The sequence below is a fragment of the Kocuria sp. genome (genome assembly GCF_030530945.1).
In the GTDB taxonomy this organism is placed as follows: domain Bacteria; phylum Actinomycetota; class Actinomycetes; order Actinomycetales; family Micrococcaceae; genus Kocuria.
In genome coordinates this window covers 174,685-192,131 of sequence record NZ_JAUMTZ010000002.1, presented here as the reverse complement: position 1 = coordinate 192,131, position 17,447 = coordinate 174,685, and the positions used below count along the sequence as shown (strand labels likewise).

Sequence of the window (17,447 nt, the reverse complement as noted above, 5' to 3'; positions counted from 1 at the left end):
AAGGAAGCTATGACGGCGGAGCACAGGTTCACCGCGCATTCTACTGATCCGCGGCGCGGCTGCGCCCTGATGGCACGTGCGGGACCCCTCGAACGGACAACCGCGCCCGTGGTGGCACCACGGGCGCGGTTGTTCGACTCGCCCTCGGGCGGCGTTTCGGATCAGCGGGACAGCGAGAGCGCGTACTGGTGTATGCGTTCGCTGAGACGCGTGAGCACCCGGATCTCCTGGGCGTCCAGGACCGTGCTCATCACGTCCGCGACCTTCTGGTCGTTGTTCTCGGAGATCTCCTCGTAGAGGCGACCCCCGGCCTCGGTCAGGGCCACCCGCACGCCCCGCAGGTCCTGCGAGTCCTGGCGCCGGGTCACGTACCCCTTGTTCTCGAGACGCTCGAGCATCCGCGACAGGCTGGACTGCGTCAGCAGCACGTGGCTGTTGAGATCACGCAGCCGCAGTCCGCTGCGGTCCGCGCCGTAGAGCGTGGCGAGGACCTCGAACTCGCGCCGCGAGAGACCGCGAAGGTCCACGTCGCGCTGCAGCTGACGGGTCACCGACACGTGGCAACGGCTCAGTGCGTCCCACGCCTCGATACTCCCCCTTGACGTCATACATTCCCCCCTCATGCAACGTTCACCCCCTATGAACGTTGATTCCATCGTACGAGCGGGGCGCCCGCCGGACCCTGCCGCCGGTGTCCACACTTGTGGTCGAACGGCCCCCGGCTGTCCACGGATCAGGGCACACGACGGCGCGGGGGCCGCCACGCACGACGCGTGACGGCCCCCGCGGTGACGGTGGGCGGGGTGCTCAGCCGATGCCGAGCACCGAGGAGGTGTGGCCCATGATCTCGTCCGCGAGCCGGGGGTTGTCGTCCAGGGTGGTGCCGTAGGAGGGGATGAGCTCCTTGATGCGGGGCTCCCACTCGGACATCTTGGCCGGGAAGCAGCGGGAGATCAGGTTCAGCATGATGGGCACTGCGGTGGAGGCGCCGGGGGAGGCTCCCAGCAGCGCGCCGATCGAGCCGTCCGCGCTGGTGACCAGCTCGGTGCCGAACTGCAGCACACCGCCCTTCTTGGGGTCGGACTTCATGACCTGCACGCGCTGACCGGCCTCGATCAGCTCCCACTGGGAGCCGTCCGCGGTGGGGTAGTACTCGTGCAGGGCCTCGATGCGCTGGGCGCGGGTCTTGGTGAGCTCGCCCAGGAGGTACTTCACGAGGTCCAGGTTGGCCATGCCCGCGCGGGCCATGGGGTAGATGTTGTGCAGCCGCACGCTCTTGGGCAGGTCCAGGAGGGAGCCGTGCTTGAGGAAGTTGGGCTTGAACCCGCCGTAGGGGCCGAACATGAGGGCGCGGCGCCCGTCCACCCAGCGGGTGTCCAGGTGGGGAACGGACATGGGCGGGGCACCCACGGAGGCCTGGCCGTAGACCTTCGCGTTGTGCTGGGAGGTGACCGCGGGATCCGTGTTGCGCAGGAACAGCCCGGAGACGGGGAACCCGCCGTAGCCCTCGGCCTCCTTGATGCCGGACTTCTGCAGCAGCGGCAGCGCGCCGCCGCCGGCGCCCAGGAACACGAACCCGGCGTGGATGACCTTGTTGTTGTCGCTGTTGAGGCGGTCCTCCACGGACACCAGCCAGGAGCCGTCGCTCTGGCGGTCCAGGGTGGTGACCTCCTGGCCGTAGCGGACGGTGATCTCCCGGCCGCTCAGGTGGTCCAGCAGCTGGTTGGTCAGGGAGCCGAAGTCCACGTCCGTGCCCTCGGGGGCGTAGGTGGCGGCCACGCGACCGGCGCCGCGGCCGTGCATGGTCAGCGGCGCCCACTGGGCGATGAGGTCGCGGTCCTCGGTGAACTCCATGCGCTCGAAGAGCTTGTGGGGCTTGAACGCCTCGTAGCGGGCGCGCAGGTAGTTCGCGTGCTCCTCGCCGAAGACCATGGAGACGTGCGGGACGGGGTTGATGAACGTGGCGGGCGCCCCGAGCGTGCCGTTCTCCACCAGGGAGCTCCACATCTGGCGGGTCACCTGGAACTGCTCGTTGATGGTCAGGGCCTTCTTGGCGCTGACGGTGCCGTCCGCGGCCTGGGGCGCGTAGTTGAGCTCGCACAGGGCGGAGTGACCCGTACCCGCGTTGTTCCACGCGTTGGAGCTCTCGAGCCCGGCGGCGTCGAGGCGCTCCAGGACGACCATCTTCCAGTCGGGCTGGAGGTCGTTGAGCAGGGTGGCCAGCGTGGCGCTCATGATGCCGGCGCCCACGAGGACTACGTCGGCGGTTTCGGTGGGGTGGGGTGAAGTCACTGTGTCTCCCGTGCGTGCATGATGGGGCGCGGCGCTGCGCCTCGCCGTTCGTCGACCAGCGTATCCCCAGCCCCGGACATGTCCCAACGTGCGGGGAGGCCCTCAGGCCAGGCGCAGCTCGTTGAAGCGCTCGTAGCCGCTGGAGGTCAGCGGGAACTCCGCCACCCGGGAGTTCACGGCCACCGCGGAGACCGGGTGGCACAGCGGGACTCCGGGGACCACCTCGGAGACCCGGTCGTTGAGGGTCCTGTACGCGGCCGTGCGCGCGTCCCCCTGGGGCATCGCGGCGGCGCGGTTGACCGCTGTGCGCAACCCGGCGTCGTCGCCCCCCAGCAGCGCCTGCGGGGTGCCGAGCAGGGGGCCCATGAAGCTGTCCGGGTCCCGGAAGCTGCCGCTCCACCCGGTGAGGCTCAGTGCGTAGTCGCCGCGGGGATCGCTCACGAGGTCCGTGTAGCCGCGGTCCCAGTCGACCGGCACGGGGGTGAGCCGGAAGCCCACGCTCGTGAGCTGGGCGGAGATCTGTGCGTAGACCCGCTCGGGCTCCTGCAGGTACATCCTGGAGGTGTGGCGCGGGTAGCAGAAGCGCAGCCGCTGGCCGCGGTATGAGCTGGCCTTGAGCAGGTCCCTGGCGTGCTGCGGGTCGTAGGCGGGCAGCGTGGTGTTCTCCCCGTCCACGTTGAAGCGCGCGGGGACGAACTGCTGGGCCACGTTGGTGCCGTTGGGGAACAGGTTCTTGGCCAGGGCCCCGCGGTCGATGGCTGCGACCACGGCACGGCGCACCTCCACGTCCTGGAAGACCTCCACGGAGCGGTTGATCCCCACGTAGGACACGGAGTAGGGGTCGCGGTAGAGCACCTGGACCCCCTTGCGGGCCAGGGGCGCGAACGCGTCCATCCCCACGAGGTCGTAGGCGTCCACCTCGCCGCTGAGCAGGGCGGCGTAGCGCACGCGGGCGTCGGTGAGCACTCGCATCTCCAGGGTGCCCACCTGCCCCCGGTCCCCCCAGTACCGCTCGTTCGCGCGCAGCTTCACGGCGTCGGCGCCGCGGGACTCGAACCGGAAGGGTCCGGTGCCCACGGGGTGCTCGTCCTCCGTGCCCTCCCGGATGCTCGCGGGGGAGGCGATGCCGAACGGCGGCTGGGTGAGGGCGGTGAGGAGCGGGGTGTAGGGCCGGGTGAGGGACAGCACCACGGTCCGCTCGTCCTCCACCTCGGTGCCGCGGTAGCAGGTGGCCACGGACGGGGCGGCGTGGCCGTGGCGGAAGGTGGTGGCGAACGGGCAGTACGGAGCCCACTGCTCGGAGGACTCGGCCTGCCGCCGCCACTTGTCGAAGTTCGCCTTCACGGCGGCGGCGTCGAAGGCCGTGCCGTCGTGGAACACCACGCCCTCGCGCAGCGTGAAGGTCACGGAGCGGCGGTCCTCGGAGACGCTCCAGGACTCCGCGAGGCCGGGGGCGGGCTCCCCGGTGGAGCGGTCCGCGGTGACGAGGCCCTCCAGGATCTGCGCCGAGATCTGGCACGTCTCCTGCGAGCTGCGCCGCGAGGGGTCCAGACCGGTCGGGGCGGCCGCGTGGGCCATGACGAACGTCGCGTCCGGGGCGGAGCCGCTGCCGGAGGACCGCGAGCGGTTCTCCCCGCAGCCCACCAGGGCCAGTCCGAGGCCCGCGGCGGTGAGCAGCGTCCGCCGCCCGAAGCTGTTCTCAGCCGTCACCCCGCACCCTCTCTGCCGCCGTGCACCCGTTCCGCTGGACGGGACGTGGTGCCCCTGTGCGCAAGACGGGAGTCGAACCCGCACGCCGTGAGGCACAGGAACCTAAATCCTGCGTGTCTGCCAGTTCCACCACTCGCGCCCTTCCGGGTTCCCGGCGCCACGGCCGGGTCTCCCCGAGACCGCCCACCATACTAGGCGGGGCCGCTTCCCCGGCCCGCGTGTCAGGGCCGCCCCCTCGCCGCAGCCTCGCGCCGCCGCCCTCTCACCTCCGTCCCGCGCCGTGTGCCCGGGTGAAGGGGTGTGGCGGTGGGTCCTGGCGGGAAGGCCGACGACGCCGCCGCGCCGCCTCGCGTGCCCGCCACCCCTGGTGGGGTGGCGGGTTCTCAGCCGTCCAGCCCCAGGTCCCGGCGCAGCTTGGCCACGTGGCCGGTGGCGCGCACGTTGTACTGGGCGAGCTCCACGGTGCCGTGCTCGTCCACCACCACGGTGGAGCGGATGAGCCCCTCGTACACCCTGCCGTAGTTCTTCTTCTCACCCCACGCGCCCCAGGCCTCGGCCACCCGGTGGTCCGGGTCGGACAGCAGGGGGAACCCCAGGTCCTGGTCCTCGGCGAAGCGGGCGAGGGCCTCGGGGGCGTCGGGGGAGATGCCGAGCACCGTGTAGCCCGCGGCGCCCAGCGAGGCCATGCTGTCCCGGAAGTCGCAGGCCTGGGTGGTGCACCCGGGGGTGGCCGCGCGGGGGTAGAAGTAGACCACGACCTTCCCGCCGCGCAGGTCGTGGAGGGACACGGGGTTGCCGTGGGCGTCCGGCAGGGTGAAGTCCGGTGCGGTGGTGCCGGGCGTGAGGCGATCCGTCATGGGGTGTTCCTTCCGCTGTGGTGACAGGTGTTCCCTAATGTCCGCGACCTCGCGTACAGTGCAGGGGTGCAATCGGAGTCTTCCAGACCGGACGGCCGCCCGTCAGCGGCGCGCTGACGCCCGCCGGGATCTGCCCCTCCGACGCCCTCCCGCCGGTTCCACGATGTGCGGTCCGATCCTCCGAGCAGCGTGCGAGCCGTGAGACACGGAAGCGGCGCTCGCGACGCCGGACGTCGCGTGTTCCATGACCTCGGATCGCGTCGAGCGGATGAAGTTATCTTATGTCCTACAGGAACCAGTGGCCCACGAACCGTCTGCTCTCCACGGCGGCTCGACTGGTGGAGCACGCGTGGAACGAGGAGCTCGCCTCCCTCGGAGTGACCCACGCCGGCGTGATGGCGCTGGACGTGCTGCGCTCCGAGGGCAGCATGACCCAGGCCCAGCTCGCCAACCGGGTGCGCGTCCAGGCGCAGACCATGGGCAAGACCCTGCACCGGCTCGAGGTGCACGGCCACATCACCCGATCCCGGAACGAGGCCGACCGGCGCTCGCACGTGGTCAGCATCTCCCCGGCGGGTGAGCGCGTGCTCGCGGACGCCTCCCGGCTCGAGCAGGGGCTGCTGGGTGGCCCGCAGGACTCCGACGAGCAGTTCCGTGCCCGCCTCGTGGAGATCATCTCCACGCTCGGCGGGGTCCGCTGGCGTCTCGAGGTCGCGGAGGAGCGCGGGGAGATCTTCGTCCCCGACGAGGAGACCCGGGCGCGCTGAGCCGGTCCGCCCCGGCAGGAGCGTCGCGGCGGTCCACGGCGGTTTTAGGGCGGGAGGCCTCACGTGCGGGGGGTCGACCGGGACGGCAGAAAAAGGCCCGACGACGGATGGGCGTCACCCCCGTGTGCGCGTTGCCGCTTGTGGGCCCCCGGGTACGACGAAGGCCGGATCGGTTGCCCGATCCGGCCTTCGTTTTTCGTGCGTGCGCCCCCAGGGACTTGAACCCTGAACCCATTGATTAAGAGTCAATTGCTCTGCCAATTGAGCTAGAGGCGCGGGTGTCGCTGGTGGTCGGCGGTGGTTTTCCCTGCCGCTTTCCCTCGCAACGAGAGATAACTTTAGCAGTCCGGCGGGGGGAGTCAAATCGGGGCGCGCACCCGGCGGCGTCGTGCGAGGTGGGCGGAGGTGACGGCGCACGGGGCGCCGTAGACTCGGAGCCATGAGTGGTCCCCGCCCCGACGTTCCCCTGTCCGCCCTGCGCGTGGTCTCCCTGCCCGAGTCGCAGCTGCTGGAGGAGGTCCGCGCCGCGGCCCCGGACTTCCGGTGCGTGCTGTGGGACCTGGAGGGGGAGCCGGAGGGGTGCGCACGCGAGGACGTGGGGATCGCCGTGGCACCCTACGGCAGCTCGCGCTGGCGCGAGAACCCGTCCGTGGTGGCCGAGCTGCCCCTGCTGCAGCTGCAGTCCACGGGCTACGACGGGGTGCCGGAGCTGATCGGCGAGCGCACCGCCCTGACCTCCGCGGGCTGGGTGCACGCGGCGGGCACCGCGGAGCTCGCCCTCGGGCTGATCCTCGCGTCCCGGCGCAGGATCGACCGTGCGGTGCGCCAGCAGGCCGAGGGGGTGTACCGCCAGTACTTCTCGGGCTCCCTTGCGGACTCGCGCGTGACCGTGGTGGGGCTGGGGGAGATCGGCCGTGCCGTGGTGTCCCGCCTGGAACCCTTCGAGGTGGATCTCACCCGCGTGGCAACCTCGGCGCGCGAGGACGAGCGCGGGCGCGTCCACGGGATCGCGGAGCTGGGGGAGATCCTGCCCCGCACCGACGTCCTGGTGCTGGCCCTGCCCCTGACCCGGGACACCCGGCACCTGGTGGGCGCGGAGGAGCTCGCGGCCCTGCCCGAGCGCTCCCTGGTGGTGAACGTGGGGCGCGGCCCCGTGGTGGACACCGAGGCACTGACCGCCGAGGTCTGCTCCGGGCGGCTGCGCTGCGCACTGGACGTGGTGGAGCCGGAGCCGCTGCCGGGGGAGCACCCGCTGATGTCCGCCCCCGGGGCCATCCTGACCCCGCACGTGGGTGGCTCCAACGCCTCCTACCGGCCGCGGATGCGCGCCCTGCTCCTGCGGCAGCTGGAGCTGATCCGGACGGGTCGTCCCCCAGAGTTCCTGGTCCAGCCGGGGCGTCTCATGATCTGAGACGCACTGTCCGAAGTTTGACACCGGGGTTTGCCGGGTCACACGATGAAGCCATGAATTCGGCGGCACGCACTCTCGGTGACCTCGTACCGGTCGTCCTCCTGGGACTCCGGGCCTGAGGAGCGCACGAGAGCGCGCACCCCACAGGCCCCCAGCCCACGGAACCCGTGGCAGGGGCCTTTTTCATGCAGTGCGGCCCCGCGCCGGCCACCCCGCCCGCACCACCCCGCTCGGCACCTCGCACACCACAGCACGTAAGGACACAGCACATGAGTAAGGACCAGCCGATCTCACCGGCGGTGATGGCCCAGCGGCGCGCCCCGTCCGCGCCCACGGCCCAGGCCCCCGAGTCGGACCAGGTACTGCTGACGGGCGACGCCGCACAGGCCGTGGGCCCGGAGGAGATGACGGGCTCCCAGGCCATCATCCGCTCGCTCGAGCTGCTCGGTGTCACGGACGTCTTCGGGCTGCCGGGCGGCGCGATCTTGCCCACCTACGACCCGCTGCTGGACACCGAGAAGATCAACCACGTCCTGGTGCGCCACGAGCAGGGCGCCGGTCACGCGGCCGAGGGGTACGCCCTGGCCTCCGGCCGGGTGGGCGTGTGCATCGCGACCTCCGGCCCGGGTGCCACGAACCTGGTGACGGCGCTCGCGGACGCCAACATGGACTCCATCCCCATGCTCGCGATCACCGGGCAGGTGGCCAGCTCCTCGATCGGTACGGACGCCTTCCAGGAGGCGGACATCGTGGGCATGACCATGCCCGTGACCAAGCACTCCTACCTGGTCACCGACGCGCAGGACATCCCCCGGGTGCTCGCCGAGGCCTACCACCTGGCCTCCACCGGGCGGCCCGGTCCGGTGCTCGTGGACGTGGCCAAGGACGCCCAGCAGGCCACTCTGACGTTCACCTGGCCGCCGCACGTGGAGCTTCCCGGCTACCGCCCGGTCACGCGCGGGCACTCCAAGCAGATCAAGGAGGCCGCCCGCCTGATTGCCGAGGCGCGGCGCCCCGTCCTCTACACGGGTGGCGGGGCCGTGCGGGCGGACGCGGCGGCCGAGCTGATGCAGCTGGCCGAGCTCACCGGGGCTCCCGTGGTCACCACCCTGACCGCCCGCGGTGTGTTCCCGGACTCCCACCGGCAGAACCTGGGGATGCCCGGGATGCACGGCACGGTGCCCGCCGTCTACGCCATGCAGCAGGCGGACCTGCTCATCACCCTGGGCGCCCGCTTCGACGACCGCGTGACCGGCCAGCTGGACACGTTCGCCCCCCACGCCAAGGTGATCCACGCGGACATCGACCCCGCCGAGATCTCCAAGAACCGCCCGGCGGACGTGCCCATCGTGGGCGACCTCAAGTACGTGATCCCGGACCTCACCCAGGCCGTGCGCCACGAGTTCGACGCCGCTCAGGCGCCGGACCTGAGCACCTGGTGGGAGACGCTCGACACGCTGCGCGAGACCTACCCCCTGGGCTACACCAGCACCGACGACGGCCACGGCAGCCCCCAGCACGTGGTGGAGCGGATCTCCGCGCTGACGGGTCCGGAGGCGGTCTACGTCTCCGGTGTGGGCCAGCACCAGATGTGGTCCGCGCAGTTCGTGGACTACGAGCGCCCCCGCCAGTGGCTGAACTCCTCGGGTCTCGGCACCATGGGCTTCGCGGTCCCCGCGGCCATGGGTGCCAAGGTGTCCCAGCCGGACCGCGTGGTGTGGGCCATCGACGGGGACGGCTGCTTCCAGATGACCAACCAGGAGCTCGCCACCTGCGTGCTCAACGGCATCCCCATCAAGGTGGCGGTGATCAACAACTCGTCCCTGGGCATGGTGCGCCAGTGGCAGACCCTGTTCTACGACGGGCGCTACTCCAACACCGAGCTGGACACCGGCCACGACTCCCGCCGGATCCCGGACTTCGTGAAGCTCGCCGACGCCTACGGCTGCGCCGCCCTGCGGTGCGAGCGCGACGAGGACGTGGACGCCACCATTCAGAAGGCCCTGGAGATCAACGACCGCCCGGTGGTGATCGACTTCGTGGTCTCCGCGGACGCGATGGTGTGGCCCATGGTGCCCGCCGGGGTGTCGAACGACCAGATCCAGATCGCCCGCAACATGACTCCCGAGTGGAACACGGAGGACTGATCCATGAGCCGACACACCCTCTCCGTCCTGGTGGAGGACAAGCCGGGCGTGCTGACCCGGGTGGCCGGGCTCTTCGCCCGCCGCGCATTCAACATCCACTCGCTCGCGGTGGGTCCCACGGAGCTCTCCGGGGTCTCGCGCATCACCGTGGTGGTGGACGCGGAGGGCGAGCTGCTGGAGCAGGTCACCAAGCAGCTGAACAAGCTCGTGAACGTGATCAAGATCGTGGAGCTCCCGCCGGAGGCATCGGTGCAGCGGGACCACATCATGGTCAAGGTCCGCGCGGACGCCGCCACCCGGCTGCAGGTCACTCAGGCCGCGGACCTGTTCCGCGCCACGATCGTGGACGTGTCCACCGAGTCCGTGGTCATCGAGTCCACGGGATCACGGGAGAAGGTCCACGCGCTTCTGGACGTGCTGGAGCCCTTCGGGATCCGGGAGATCGTCCGAGCCGGCACCGTGGCCCTGGGACGCGGCCCCAAGTCCATGTCGGACCGGGCCCTGCGCCACTGACCCGGGGAACACCCCGAAACCCGGCCCCGGGCAGCACCCGGAGCCCCCACCGACCCACCCGCTAGTCAAGGAGACAGAGCACATGGCAAAGATCTACTACAACGACGACGCCGACCTCTCCATCATCCAGAACCGCTCCGTGGCCATCATCGGCTACGGCTCGCAGGGCCACGCGCACGCGCTGAACCTGCGGGACTCCGGTGTGGACGTGCGCATCGGCCTGAACGAGGGCTCGTCCTCCCGCGCCAAGGCCGAGGCCCAGGGCCTGCGCGTGCTCTCCGTGGCGGACGCCGCCAAGGAGGCGGACGTCATCATGATCCTGACCCCGGACCAGGTCCAGGCGCAGGTCTTCGAGGAGTCCATCCGGGAGAACCTGGAGGAGGGCGACGCGATCTTCTTCGCGCACGGCTTCAACATCCGCTTCGGCTACATCACGGCACCCGAGGGCGTGGACGTGGCCATGGTGGCCCCCAAGGGCCCCGGCCACACCGTGCGCCGCGAGTTCGAGGCCGGGCGCGGTGTCCCGGACCTGGTGGCCGTGGAGGTGGACGCCTCGGGCCAGGCCCTGCAGCTCGCGCTGTCCTACGCCAAGGGCATCGGCGGCACCCGTGCGGGTGTCATCGAGACCACGTTCACCGAGGAGACCGAGTCCGACCTCTTCGGCGAGCAGGCTGTGCTGTGCGGCGGCATGTCCCACCTGGTGCAGTACGGCTTCGAGACCCTCACCGAGGCCGGCTACCAGCCGGAGATCGCCTACTTCGAGGTGCTCCACGAGCTCAAGCTGATCGTGGACCTCATGGTCGAGGGCGGGATCGCCAAGCAGCGCTGGTCCATCTCCGACACCGCCGAGTACGGCGACTACGTCTCCGGTCCGCGCGTGATCGACCCCTCCGTGAAGGAGCGCATGCAGGAGGTCCTGGCGGACATCCAGAACGGCACCTTCGCCGAGCGCTTCATGGACGACCAGAAGAACGGCGGCACGGAGTTCAAGCAGCTGCGCGCCAAGGAGGAGAAGCACCCGATCGAGACCACGGGCCGCAAGCTGCGCTCGCTGTTCGCGTGGGAGCAGACGGACGAGGACTACACCGAGGGCACCGCCGCCCGCTGATCCAGGGCTCGCCCCGCCGCCCGCTGCGGCGGGGCACGGCACACCTCACGACGACGCCGCGGCGCCTCTCCCACGGGAGGGGCACCGCGGCGTCGTCGTGCCCGCGTTCCGCCACGGGTGGCGCCGGGAGGGCGTCCGCGGTGGCTAGAGTGGTGGGGTGACTGAGCAGACTCGCTTCTACGCGACCACGGCCATCTCCTACCCGAACGGGCGCCCGCACATCGGCCACGCCTACGAGGCGATCGCCGCCGACGCCCTGGTGCGCTTCAAGCGCCTGGACGGGTTCGAGACCCGCTTCCAGACGGGCACGGACGAGCACGGTCAGAAGATGCAGCAGACCGCCGAGAAGCTCGGCACCACCCCCCGTGAGCTCGCGGACACCAACTCCGCGCGCTTCCGGGAGATGGACGACGAGCTGGGGATCGGCTACGACCGCTTCATCCGCACCACGGACGCGGACCACGCCGCGGCGTCGCAGGAACTGTGGCGGCGCATGGAGGCCAGCGGGGACATCTACCTGGGGGCGTACGCCGGGTGGTACTCCGTGCGGGACGAGGCCTACTACGCGGAGGACGAGACCGAGGTCCGCGCGGACGGGCAGCGCTACTCGATCGGCACCGGCACCGAGCTCACGTGGACGGAGGAGGAGAGCTACTTCTTCCGGCTCTCCCGCTACCAGGACCGGCTGCTGGAGCTCTACCGCACCGGGTTCGTGCAGCCGGAGTCCCGCTCCCACGAGATCGCCTCCTTCGTGTCCGGAGGCCTGCAGGACCTGTCCATCTCCCGCACCACCTTCGACTGGGGCGTGCCCGTGCCGGGCAACCCCGAGCACGTGATGTACGTGTGGGTGGACGCCCTCACCAACTACCTCACGGGGCTGGGCTACCCCGACACCGAGAACCCCCTGTTCCAGCGCTTCTGGCCCGCGGACGTGCACCTGATCGGCAAGGACATCGCCCGGTTCCACGCCGTGTACTGGCCGGCGTTCCTGATGTCCGCCGGGATCGAGCTGCCCCGGAAGGTCTTCGCGCACGGGTTCCTGTTCAACCAGGGCGAGAAGATGTCCAAGTCCGTGGGCAACGTGATCGACCCCCACGCGATGGTCGATGAGTACGGGCTGGACCCGCTGCGGTTCTTCCTGCTGCGCGAGGTGCCGTTCGGCCAGGACGGCAACTACTCGCACGACGCGATCGTGGGGCGCATCAACTCGGACCTCGCCAACGACCTCGGCAACCTGGCCCAGCGCAGCCTGTCCATGGTGGCCAAGAACCTGGGGGGAGCGGTCCCCGAGCCAGGGGAGCTCACCCCCGAGGACCGCGCCATGCTCGAGCAGGCCGAGGCGGTGGTCGCTGACTACCGCGCCTGCTTCGACGCCCTGGCCTTCCACCGCGGGCTGGAGTCCGTGTGGCGCGTGGTGGCCTCCGCCAACCGGTACTTCACCGCGCAGCAGCCGTGGGTGCTGCGCAAGACCGACCCGGAGCGCATGGCCACCGTGCTGTACGTGACCGCCGAGGTGCTGCGCATCGTGGGCATCCTGGTGCAGCCGGTCATGCCCGGTTCGATGGCCCGGCTCCTGGAGCAGCTCGGCCAGCCGGAGGGGGAGAACCGTGCGTTCAGCGCCCTCGGCACCCGGCTGGTCCCGGGCACGGCACTGCCGAAGCCCACCGGGGTGTTCCCCCGCTACGAGGAGCCGGCCGCGGCCGCCGAGTGAGGGGAGGAGGCCGACCCGCGCCGGTGTCTCACCATGTGAAACACCGGTTCACCATGTGGATGGGTGGTGGATCCCGCCCCTAGGGTGGGGCCATGAGCGAAACCACTGCCCCCGCGACCCCTCGCCACCACTCCATCGCCGTCCTGCCCGGGGACGGGATCGGACCGGAGGTGGTCGCGGAGGCGGTGAAGGTGCTCGACGCGGTGTGCGAGCCGGCGGGGGTCACCCTCGAGAAGACCGAGTACCCGCTCGGTGCGCAGCACTGGCTCGAGACCGGCGAGGTGCTGCACGACGAGACCATGGAGCGCCTGCGCGCCCACGACGCGATCCTCTTCGGCGCGGTGGGTGCCGCCCCGAACGACCAGCGCATCCCCTCCGGTCTCCTGGAGCGGGACCTGCTGCTGAAGCTGCGCTTCGGCTTCGACCACTTCGTGAACCTGCGCCCCGCCACCCTGTACCCCGGCACCGTGAGTCCCCTCGCGGAGCCCGGTGACATCGACTTCGTGGTGGTCCGCGAGGGCACCGAGGGCCTGTACGCGGGCAACGGCGGGACGCTGCGCACGGGCACCGAGCACGAGGTGGCCACCGAGGTCTCGGTGAACACCGCCCACGGCGTGCGCCGGCTCGTGCGCTACGCGTTCGAGCTGGCCGCCACCCGTCCCCGCCGCAGGCTCACCCTGGTGCACAAGCACAACGTGCTGGTCAACGCGGGCCGCCTCTACCAGCGCACGGTGGACGAGTTCGCCCGCGAGTTCCCGGACGTCACCGTGGACTACATGCACGTGGACGCCGCCACGATCTTCATGACCACCGATCCCGCCCGCTTCGACGTGATCGTCACCGACAACCTCTTCGGGGACATCCTCACGGACCAGGCCGGGGCGGTCACCGGGGGCATCGGCCTCGCCCCCAGCGGCAACATCAATGCCGAGGGCACCGCGCCGTCCATGTTCGAGCCCGTCCACGGCTCCGCCCCGGACATCGCGGGCACCGGCACGGCACAGCCCACGGCCGCCATCCTGGCGGGCGCCATGATGCTCGAGCACCTGGGCCACCCCGAGCTCGCGGAGCGGATCGACCGTGCAGTCCGCGCAGACCTCCAGGAGCACGGCGCCTCCGGCCGCGCCACCGCGCGAGTGGGCGACGACGTCGTGACCCGGCTCCGCACGCCCGGCGCCTAGCCACGGATGCCGTCCGCGCGGGACGGCATACTGGAGAGACAGATCACGTTCCTGCCCCGCGCCGCCGGACGGGTGACGTTCGCACCACCGTCGAAGGAGAACACCCGTGAGCACCGCATTCGTCACGCAGCCCAACCCGCAGCCCGCCACCGACGAGGTGCGCGAGGCCGTGCTGGCCAACCCCGGCTTCGGCCAGCACTTCACCGACCACATGGTCTGCATCGACTGGCAGGGGGACGTCCAGAACGGCACCGGCCGCTGGGACAACGCCCGCGTTCAGCCCTACGGCCCGCTGAGCCTGGACCCGTCCACCGCCGTGCTGCACTACGGCCAGGAGATCTTCGAGGGCCTGAAGGCCTACCGCCACGCGGACGGCTCCGTGTGGACCTTCCGCCCGGAGGCGAACGCCGCGCGTCTGAACCGTTCCGCGCAGCGCCTGGCCCTGCCCACCCTGCCGGAGGAGACGTTCGTGGACGCCATCCGCGAGCTCGTGTCCCTGGACGAGCGGTGGGTTCCCTCGGGTGACGGTGAGTCCCTCTACCTGCGGCCGTTCATGATCGCCACCGAGCCCTTCCTGGGGGTGCGGCCCTCCAAGCGGGCGCTGTTCTCCGTGATCGCCTCCCCGGCGGGCAACTACTTCGGCACCGTGGAGCCCGTGGACATCTGGCTCTCCGAGACGTACGCGCGGGCCGGGAAGGGCGGCACGGGCTCCGCCAAGTGCGGCGGCAACTACGCGGCGTCGCTGGTGGCCCAGATGGAGGGCGACGCCCACGGCTGCAGCCAGGTGCTGTTCCTGGACCAGGAGCGCGGCGGAGCGGTGGAGGAGCTCGGGGGCATGAACGTGTTCTTCGTCTTCGACGACGGCCGCCTGGTGACTCCGGAGCTCACCGGCACCATTCTGGAGGGCATCACCCGGGACTCCGTGATCCAGCTGGCGAAGGAGCGGGGCATGGACGTGCAGGAGCGGGCCTTCACCCTGGACGAGTGGCGCGAGGGCAAGCGCTCCGGGCACCTCACCGAGGTGTTCGCGTGCGGCACCGCCGCCGTGATCGCCCCGGTGCGGCGGCTGGTGAGCCACGAGGAGGTCATCGGCTCCGAGGACGAGCAGCCGGGCGAGGTCACCATGGCCATCCGCCAGCAGCTACTGGACGTGCAGACGGGCCGCGCGGAGGACACCCACGGCTGGCTGACCCGCCTGGTGTGAGACCGTACCGCGCCGCGGCGAGCGCACCACCCCGGCCCCGGCCCGTCACGAACGGGCCGGGGCCGCTGTGTAGCCTGGGGACATGCGCATCGCACGGTTCACACACGAGAACGAGATCCACTACGGCACCGTCCACGGGGAGCCCGGGCAGGAGGTCCTGCACTACCTCACGGGGGACCCGCTCTACGTGGGGGTCCAGGAGCTGGAGCGCACCGTGGCGGTGTCCGAGGCCCGCCTCCTGGCGCCGGTGATCCCGCGCTCCAAGATCGTGTGCGTGGGCCGCAACTACGCCGACCACGCCGCGGAGATGGGCGGTGACGTCCCCAGCCGCCCCATGCTGTTCTTCAAGCCAAACACGGCGGTCTCCGGCCCCGGGGACCCCGTCACGCTGCCCTCCTGGACGGAGGAGGTCTCCTACGAGGCCGAGCTCGCGGTGGTCATCGGGCGCATGTGCAAGGACGTGCCGGTGGAGCGCGTGCCCGAGGTCGTCTTCGGCTACACGGCCGCCAACGACCTCACCGCCCGCGACGCCCAGCGCAACGACGGCCAGTGGGCGCGCGCGAAGGGCTTCGACGGCGCCTGCCCCCTGGGCCCGTGGATCGAGACGGAGCTGGACACCTCCGCGCTGTCCGTGCGCTCGAGCGTCAACGGCGAGCTGCGCCAGGACGGGAACACCGCGGACATGGTGTTCGATGTGGCCACGCTCGTCTCCTACGTCTCCGAGGCGTTCACGCTGCTGCCCGGGGACGTGATCCTCACCGGGACACCTGCCGGTGTGGGCACGGTGGACGAGGGGGACCGGCTCAGCGTGACCGTGGAGGGGATCGGCGAGCTCACCACCGTCCTGCGCCGGTGATCCCCGCCCGCGCTGGGCGGGCTACCCGTAGAATGGGCGCATCATGACTGACTCCGCTGAGACCCTGCATCCCACCGTTCCCGAGGGAACTCCCGTCCGCGTGCGCTTCTGCCCGTCTCCCACGGGCACCCCGCACGTGGGGCTGATCCGCACCGCGCTGTTCAACTGGGCGTGGGCCCGCCACACCGGCGGCACCCTGGTGTTCCGGATCGAGGACACCGACGCCGCCCGCGACTCCGAGGAGAGCTTCCAGCAGATCCTCGACGCCCTGGACTGGCTGGGCATCACGTGGGACGAGGGCGTGAACGTGGGCGGGCCCCACGAGCCGTACCGGCAGTCCCAGCGCGGTGAGATATACCAGGACGTCCTGCAGCGGCTGGTGGACGCCGGGTACGTCTACGAGGACTTCTCCACCCCGGAGGAGGTGGAGCAGCGCCACCGCGAGCGGGGCGAGGATCCCAAGCGCGGCTACGACAACTTCGACCGGGACCTCACCGACGAGCAGAAGGCGGCGTTCCGCGCCGAGGGCCGTCAGCCCGTGCTGCGGCTGCGCATGCCGGACGAGGACATCTCCTTCACGGACCTGGTCCGCGGGGAGATCACCTTCGCGGCCGGCTCCGTCCCCGACTACGTGGTGGCGCGTGCCAACGGCAAGCCCCTCTACACCCTCGTGAACCCCGTGGACGACGCCCTCATGGGAATCACCCAGGTGCTGCGCGGGGAAGACCTGCTGTCCTCCACCCCGCGGCAGATCGCGCTCTACCGTGCGCTGGTGGCCATCGGGGTGGCGGAGTTCATCCCGGAGTTCGGCCACCTGCCCTACGTGATGGGCGAGGGCAACAAGAAGCTCTCCAAGCGGGACCCCGAGTCCAACCTGTTCCACCACCGGGACAACGGCTTCATCCCCGAGGGCCTGCTGAACTACCTGGCCCTGCTGGGCTGGTCCCTGTCCGCGGACCAGGACATCTTCTCGGTCGAGGAGCTCGTGGCGAACTTCGACATCCACGACGTCCTGGCCAACCCGGCCCGCTTCGACCTGAAGAAGGCCACGGCCATCAACGGCACCCACGTGCGCATGCTGGACCCGCAGGACTTCCGCGACCGCCTGGTTCCCTACCTCCGGGCGGCGGGGCTGGTGGGGGAGACCCTCACGGAGCGCGAGAACGAGGTCCTGGACCGCGCGGCCCCGCTCGTGCAGGAGCGCATGAACCTGCTGGGGGAGACCGAGGGTCTGCTGGGCTTCCTGTTCCGCGGGGACGACGAGATCGAGATCGCCGAGGATGCCGCCAAGCAGCTCAAGGACAGCGCTCCCCAGGTGCTCGACGCCGCGCTGACCGCCCTCGAGCCGCTCGAGGACTTCTCGGCGGAGCCCGTGGAGACGGCCTTGCGCGAGGCGATCGTGGACGGGCTGGGCATCAAGCCCCGGCTGGCGTTCGGCCCGGTGCGCACGGCGGTCTCTGGCCGGCGGATCTCCCCGCCGCTGTTCGAGTCCCTGGAGATCCTGGGCAAGGACTCCTCCCTGGCTCGCATCACGGCGCTGCGGGACCGGCTCGCCCACGCCTGAGCCGTCGCCTCGTCCCTGGGCGGGCGGGGCCGTTGCCCCCCGCGCCGGCCCCGCCGCCCGGGGGGGGCGGGGCGCCCCGGGCGGGGTGAGTTGTTTCTCGTTGGGCGGCCATCCCCAGCGGCTCCG

The 17,447-nt window shown here is 70.9% G+C and carries 14 protein-coding genes and 2 tRNA genes; 10 read left to right on the top strand and 6 right to left on the bottom strand.

The features are described from left to right. Positions 1–161: 161 nt before the first annotated feature. The 5 genes from Q4A22_RS03300 to bcp form a co-directional block, all read right to left on the bottom strand. The gene (locus Q4A22_RS03300) at positions 162–551 is read right to left on the bottom strand and encodes a MarR family winged helix-turn-helix transcriptional regulator (protein ID WP_303177198.1); all 390 of its coding nucleotides are present in this window, start codon (positions 549–551) and stop codon (positions 162–164) included. A gap of 256 nt (positions 552–807) precedes the next feature. Next, positions 808–2,292, bottom strand: coding sequence for a malate:quinone oxidoreductase (locus Q4A22_RS03295; RefSeq protein WP_303177197.1), 1,485 nt, complete (start codon positions 2,290–2,292; stop codon positions 808–810). 102 nt (positions 2,293–2,394) lie between these two features. After that, the gene (locus Q4A22_RS03290; RefSeq protein WP_303177195.1) at positions 2,395–4,002 is read right to left on the bottom strand and encodes an ABC transporter substrate-binding protein; all 1,608 of its coding nucleotides are present in this window, start codon (positions 4,000–4,002) and stop codon (positions 2,395–2,397) included. A gap of 57 nt (positions 4,003–4,059) precedes the next feature. Then, a tRNA-Leu gene (locus Q4A22_RS03285) sits at positions 4,060–4,141 on the bottom strand. A 244-nt stretch (positions 4,142–4,385) separates the two neighbouring features. Further along, complete coding sequence (gene bcp / locus Q4A22_RS03280) at positions 4,386–4,859, bottom strand: thioredoxin-dependent thiol peroxidase (protein WP_303177194.1); 474 nt, start codon at positions 4,857–4,859, stop codon at positions 4,386–4,388. A gap of 281 nt (positions 4,860–5,140) precedes the next feature. Between bcp and Q4A22_RS03275 the strand changes: the two genes are divergently transcribed. Then, entirely contained in the window at positions 5,141–5,626 is a 486-nt protein-coding gene (locus Q4A22_RS03275; protein ID WP_303177192.1) for a MarR family winged helix-turn-helix transcriptional regulator, read from the top strand. Positions 5,627–5,829: 203 nt separating this feature from the next. Here the strand turns inward: Q4A22_RS03275 and Q4A22_RS03270 are convergent. Beyond that, positions 5,830–5,902: transfer RNA gene (locus tag Q4A22_RS03270), tRNA-Lys, on the bottom strand. A gap of 163 nt (positions 5,903–6,065) precedes the next feature. On the opposite strand from Q4A22_RS03270, the gene Q4A22_RS03265 reads away from it, so the two are divergent. The 9 genes from Q4A22_RS03265 (at position 6,066) to gltX (ending at position 17,321) form a co-directional block, all read left to right on the top strand. Continuing rightward, positions 6,066–7,037, top strand: a complete 972-nt coding sequence (locus tag Q4A22_RS03265; RefSeq protein WP_303177191.1) for an NAD(P)-dependent oxidoreductase — start codon at positions 6,066–6,068, stop codon at positions 7,035–7,037. Between the two features lie 269 nt (positions 7,038–7,306). Beyond that, positions 7,307–9,184, top strand: coding sequence for an acetolactate synthase large subunit (locus Q4A22_RS03260; protein WP_303177189.1), 1,878 nt, complete (start codon positions 7,307–7,309; stop codon positions 9,182–9,184). A gap of 3 nt (positions 9,185–9,187) precedes the next feature. Continuing rightward, on the top strand, positions 9,188–9,697 hold the full coding sequence (gene ilvN, locus Q4A22_RS03255; RefSeq protein ID WP_303177187.1) for an acetolactate synthase small subunit: 510 nt from the start codon (positions 9,188–9,190) through the stop codon (positions 9,695–9,697). Between the two features lie 82 nt (positions 9,698–9,779). Next, positions 9,780–10,805, top strand: a complete 1,026-nt coding sequence (gene ilvC / locus Q4A22_RS03250; protein ID WP_303177186.1) for a ketol-acid reductoisomerase — start codon at positions 9,780–9,782, stop codon at positions 10,803–10,805. A gap of 157 nt (positions 10,806–10,962) precedes the next feature. After that, positions 10,963–12,516 (top strand): methionine--tRNA ligase, encoded by a 1,554-nt coding sequence (gene metG / locus Q4A22_RS03245; protein ID WP_303177184.1) that lies wholly within the window; start codon positions 10,963–10,965, stop codon positions 12,514–12,516. A gap of 92 nt (positions 12,517–12,608) precedes the next feature. Continuing rightward, positions 12,609–13,697 (top strand): 3-isopropylmalate dehydrogenase, encoded by a 1,089-nt coding sequence (locus tag Q4A22_RS03240; RefSeq protein ID WP_303177183.1) that lies wholly within the window; start codon positions 12,609–12,611, stop codon positions 13,695–13,697. A gap of 106 nt (positions 13,698–13,803) precedes the next feature. Continuing rightward, positions 13,804–14,901: a branched-chain amino acid aminotransferase gene (locus Q4A22_RS03235; RefSeq protein WP_303177181.1), complete on the top strand. Its 1,098-nt coding sequence runs from the start codon at positions 13,804–13,806 to the stop codon at positions 14,899–14,901. Between the two features lie 82 nt (positions 14,902–14,983). Further along, positions 14,984–15,757, top strand: a complete 774-nt coding sequence (locus Q4A22_RS03230) for a fumarylacetoacetate hydrolase family protein (RefSeq protein ID WP_303177179.1) — start codon at positions 14,984–14,986, stop codon at positions 15,755–15,757. 43 nt (positions 15,758–15,800) lie between these two features. Further along, positions 15,801–17,321, top strand: a complete 1,521-nt coding sequence (gene gltX / locus Q4A22_RS03225) for a glutamate--tRNA ligase (protein WP_303177177.1) — start codon at positions 15,801–15,803, stop codon at positions 17,319–17,321. Positions 17,322–17,447 lie beyond the last annotated feature (126 nt).

Excerpts from the sequence above, each read along its gene's own strand:
- bcp (WP_303177194.1), bottom strand. The coding sequence starts at position 4,859 with ATGACGGATCGCCTCACGCCCGGCACCACCGCACCGGACTTCACCCTG.
- Q4A22_RS03275 (WP_303177192.1), top strand. The coding sequence starts at position 5,141 with ATGTCCTACAGGAACCAGTGGCCCACGAACCGTCTGCTCTCCACGGCG.
- Q4A22_RS03265 (WP_303177191.1), top strand. The coding sequence starts at position 6,066 with ATGAGTGGTCCCCGCCCCGACGTTCCCCTGTCCGCCCTGCGCGTGGTC.
- Q4A22_RS03260 (WP_303177189.1), top strand. The coding sequence starts at position 7,307 with ATGAGTAAGGACCAGCCGATCTCACCGGCGGTGATGGCCCAGCGGCGC.
- ilvN (WP_303177187.1), top strand. The coding sequence starts at position 9,188 with ATGAGCCGACACACCCTCTCCGTCCTGGTGGAGGACAAGCCGGGCGTG.
- ilvC (WP_303177186.1), top strand. The coding sequence starts at position 9,780 with ATGGCAAAGATCTACTACAACGACGACGCCGACCTCTCCATCATCCAG.
- Q4A22_RS03240 (WP_303177183.1), top strand. The coding sequence starts at position 12,609 with ATGAGCGAAACCACTGCCCCCGCGACCCCTCGCCACCACTCCATCGCC.
- Q4A22_RS03230 (WP_303177179.1), top strand. The coding sequence starts at position 14,984 with ATGCGCATCGCACGGTTCACACACGAGAACGAGATCCACTACGGCACC.
- gltX (WP_303177177.1), top strand. The coding sequence starts at position 15,801 with ATGACTGACTCCGCTGAGACCCTGCATCCCACCGTTCCCGAGGGAACT.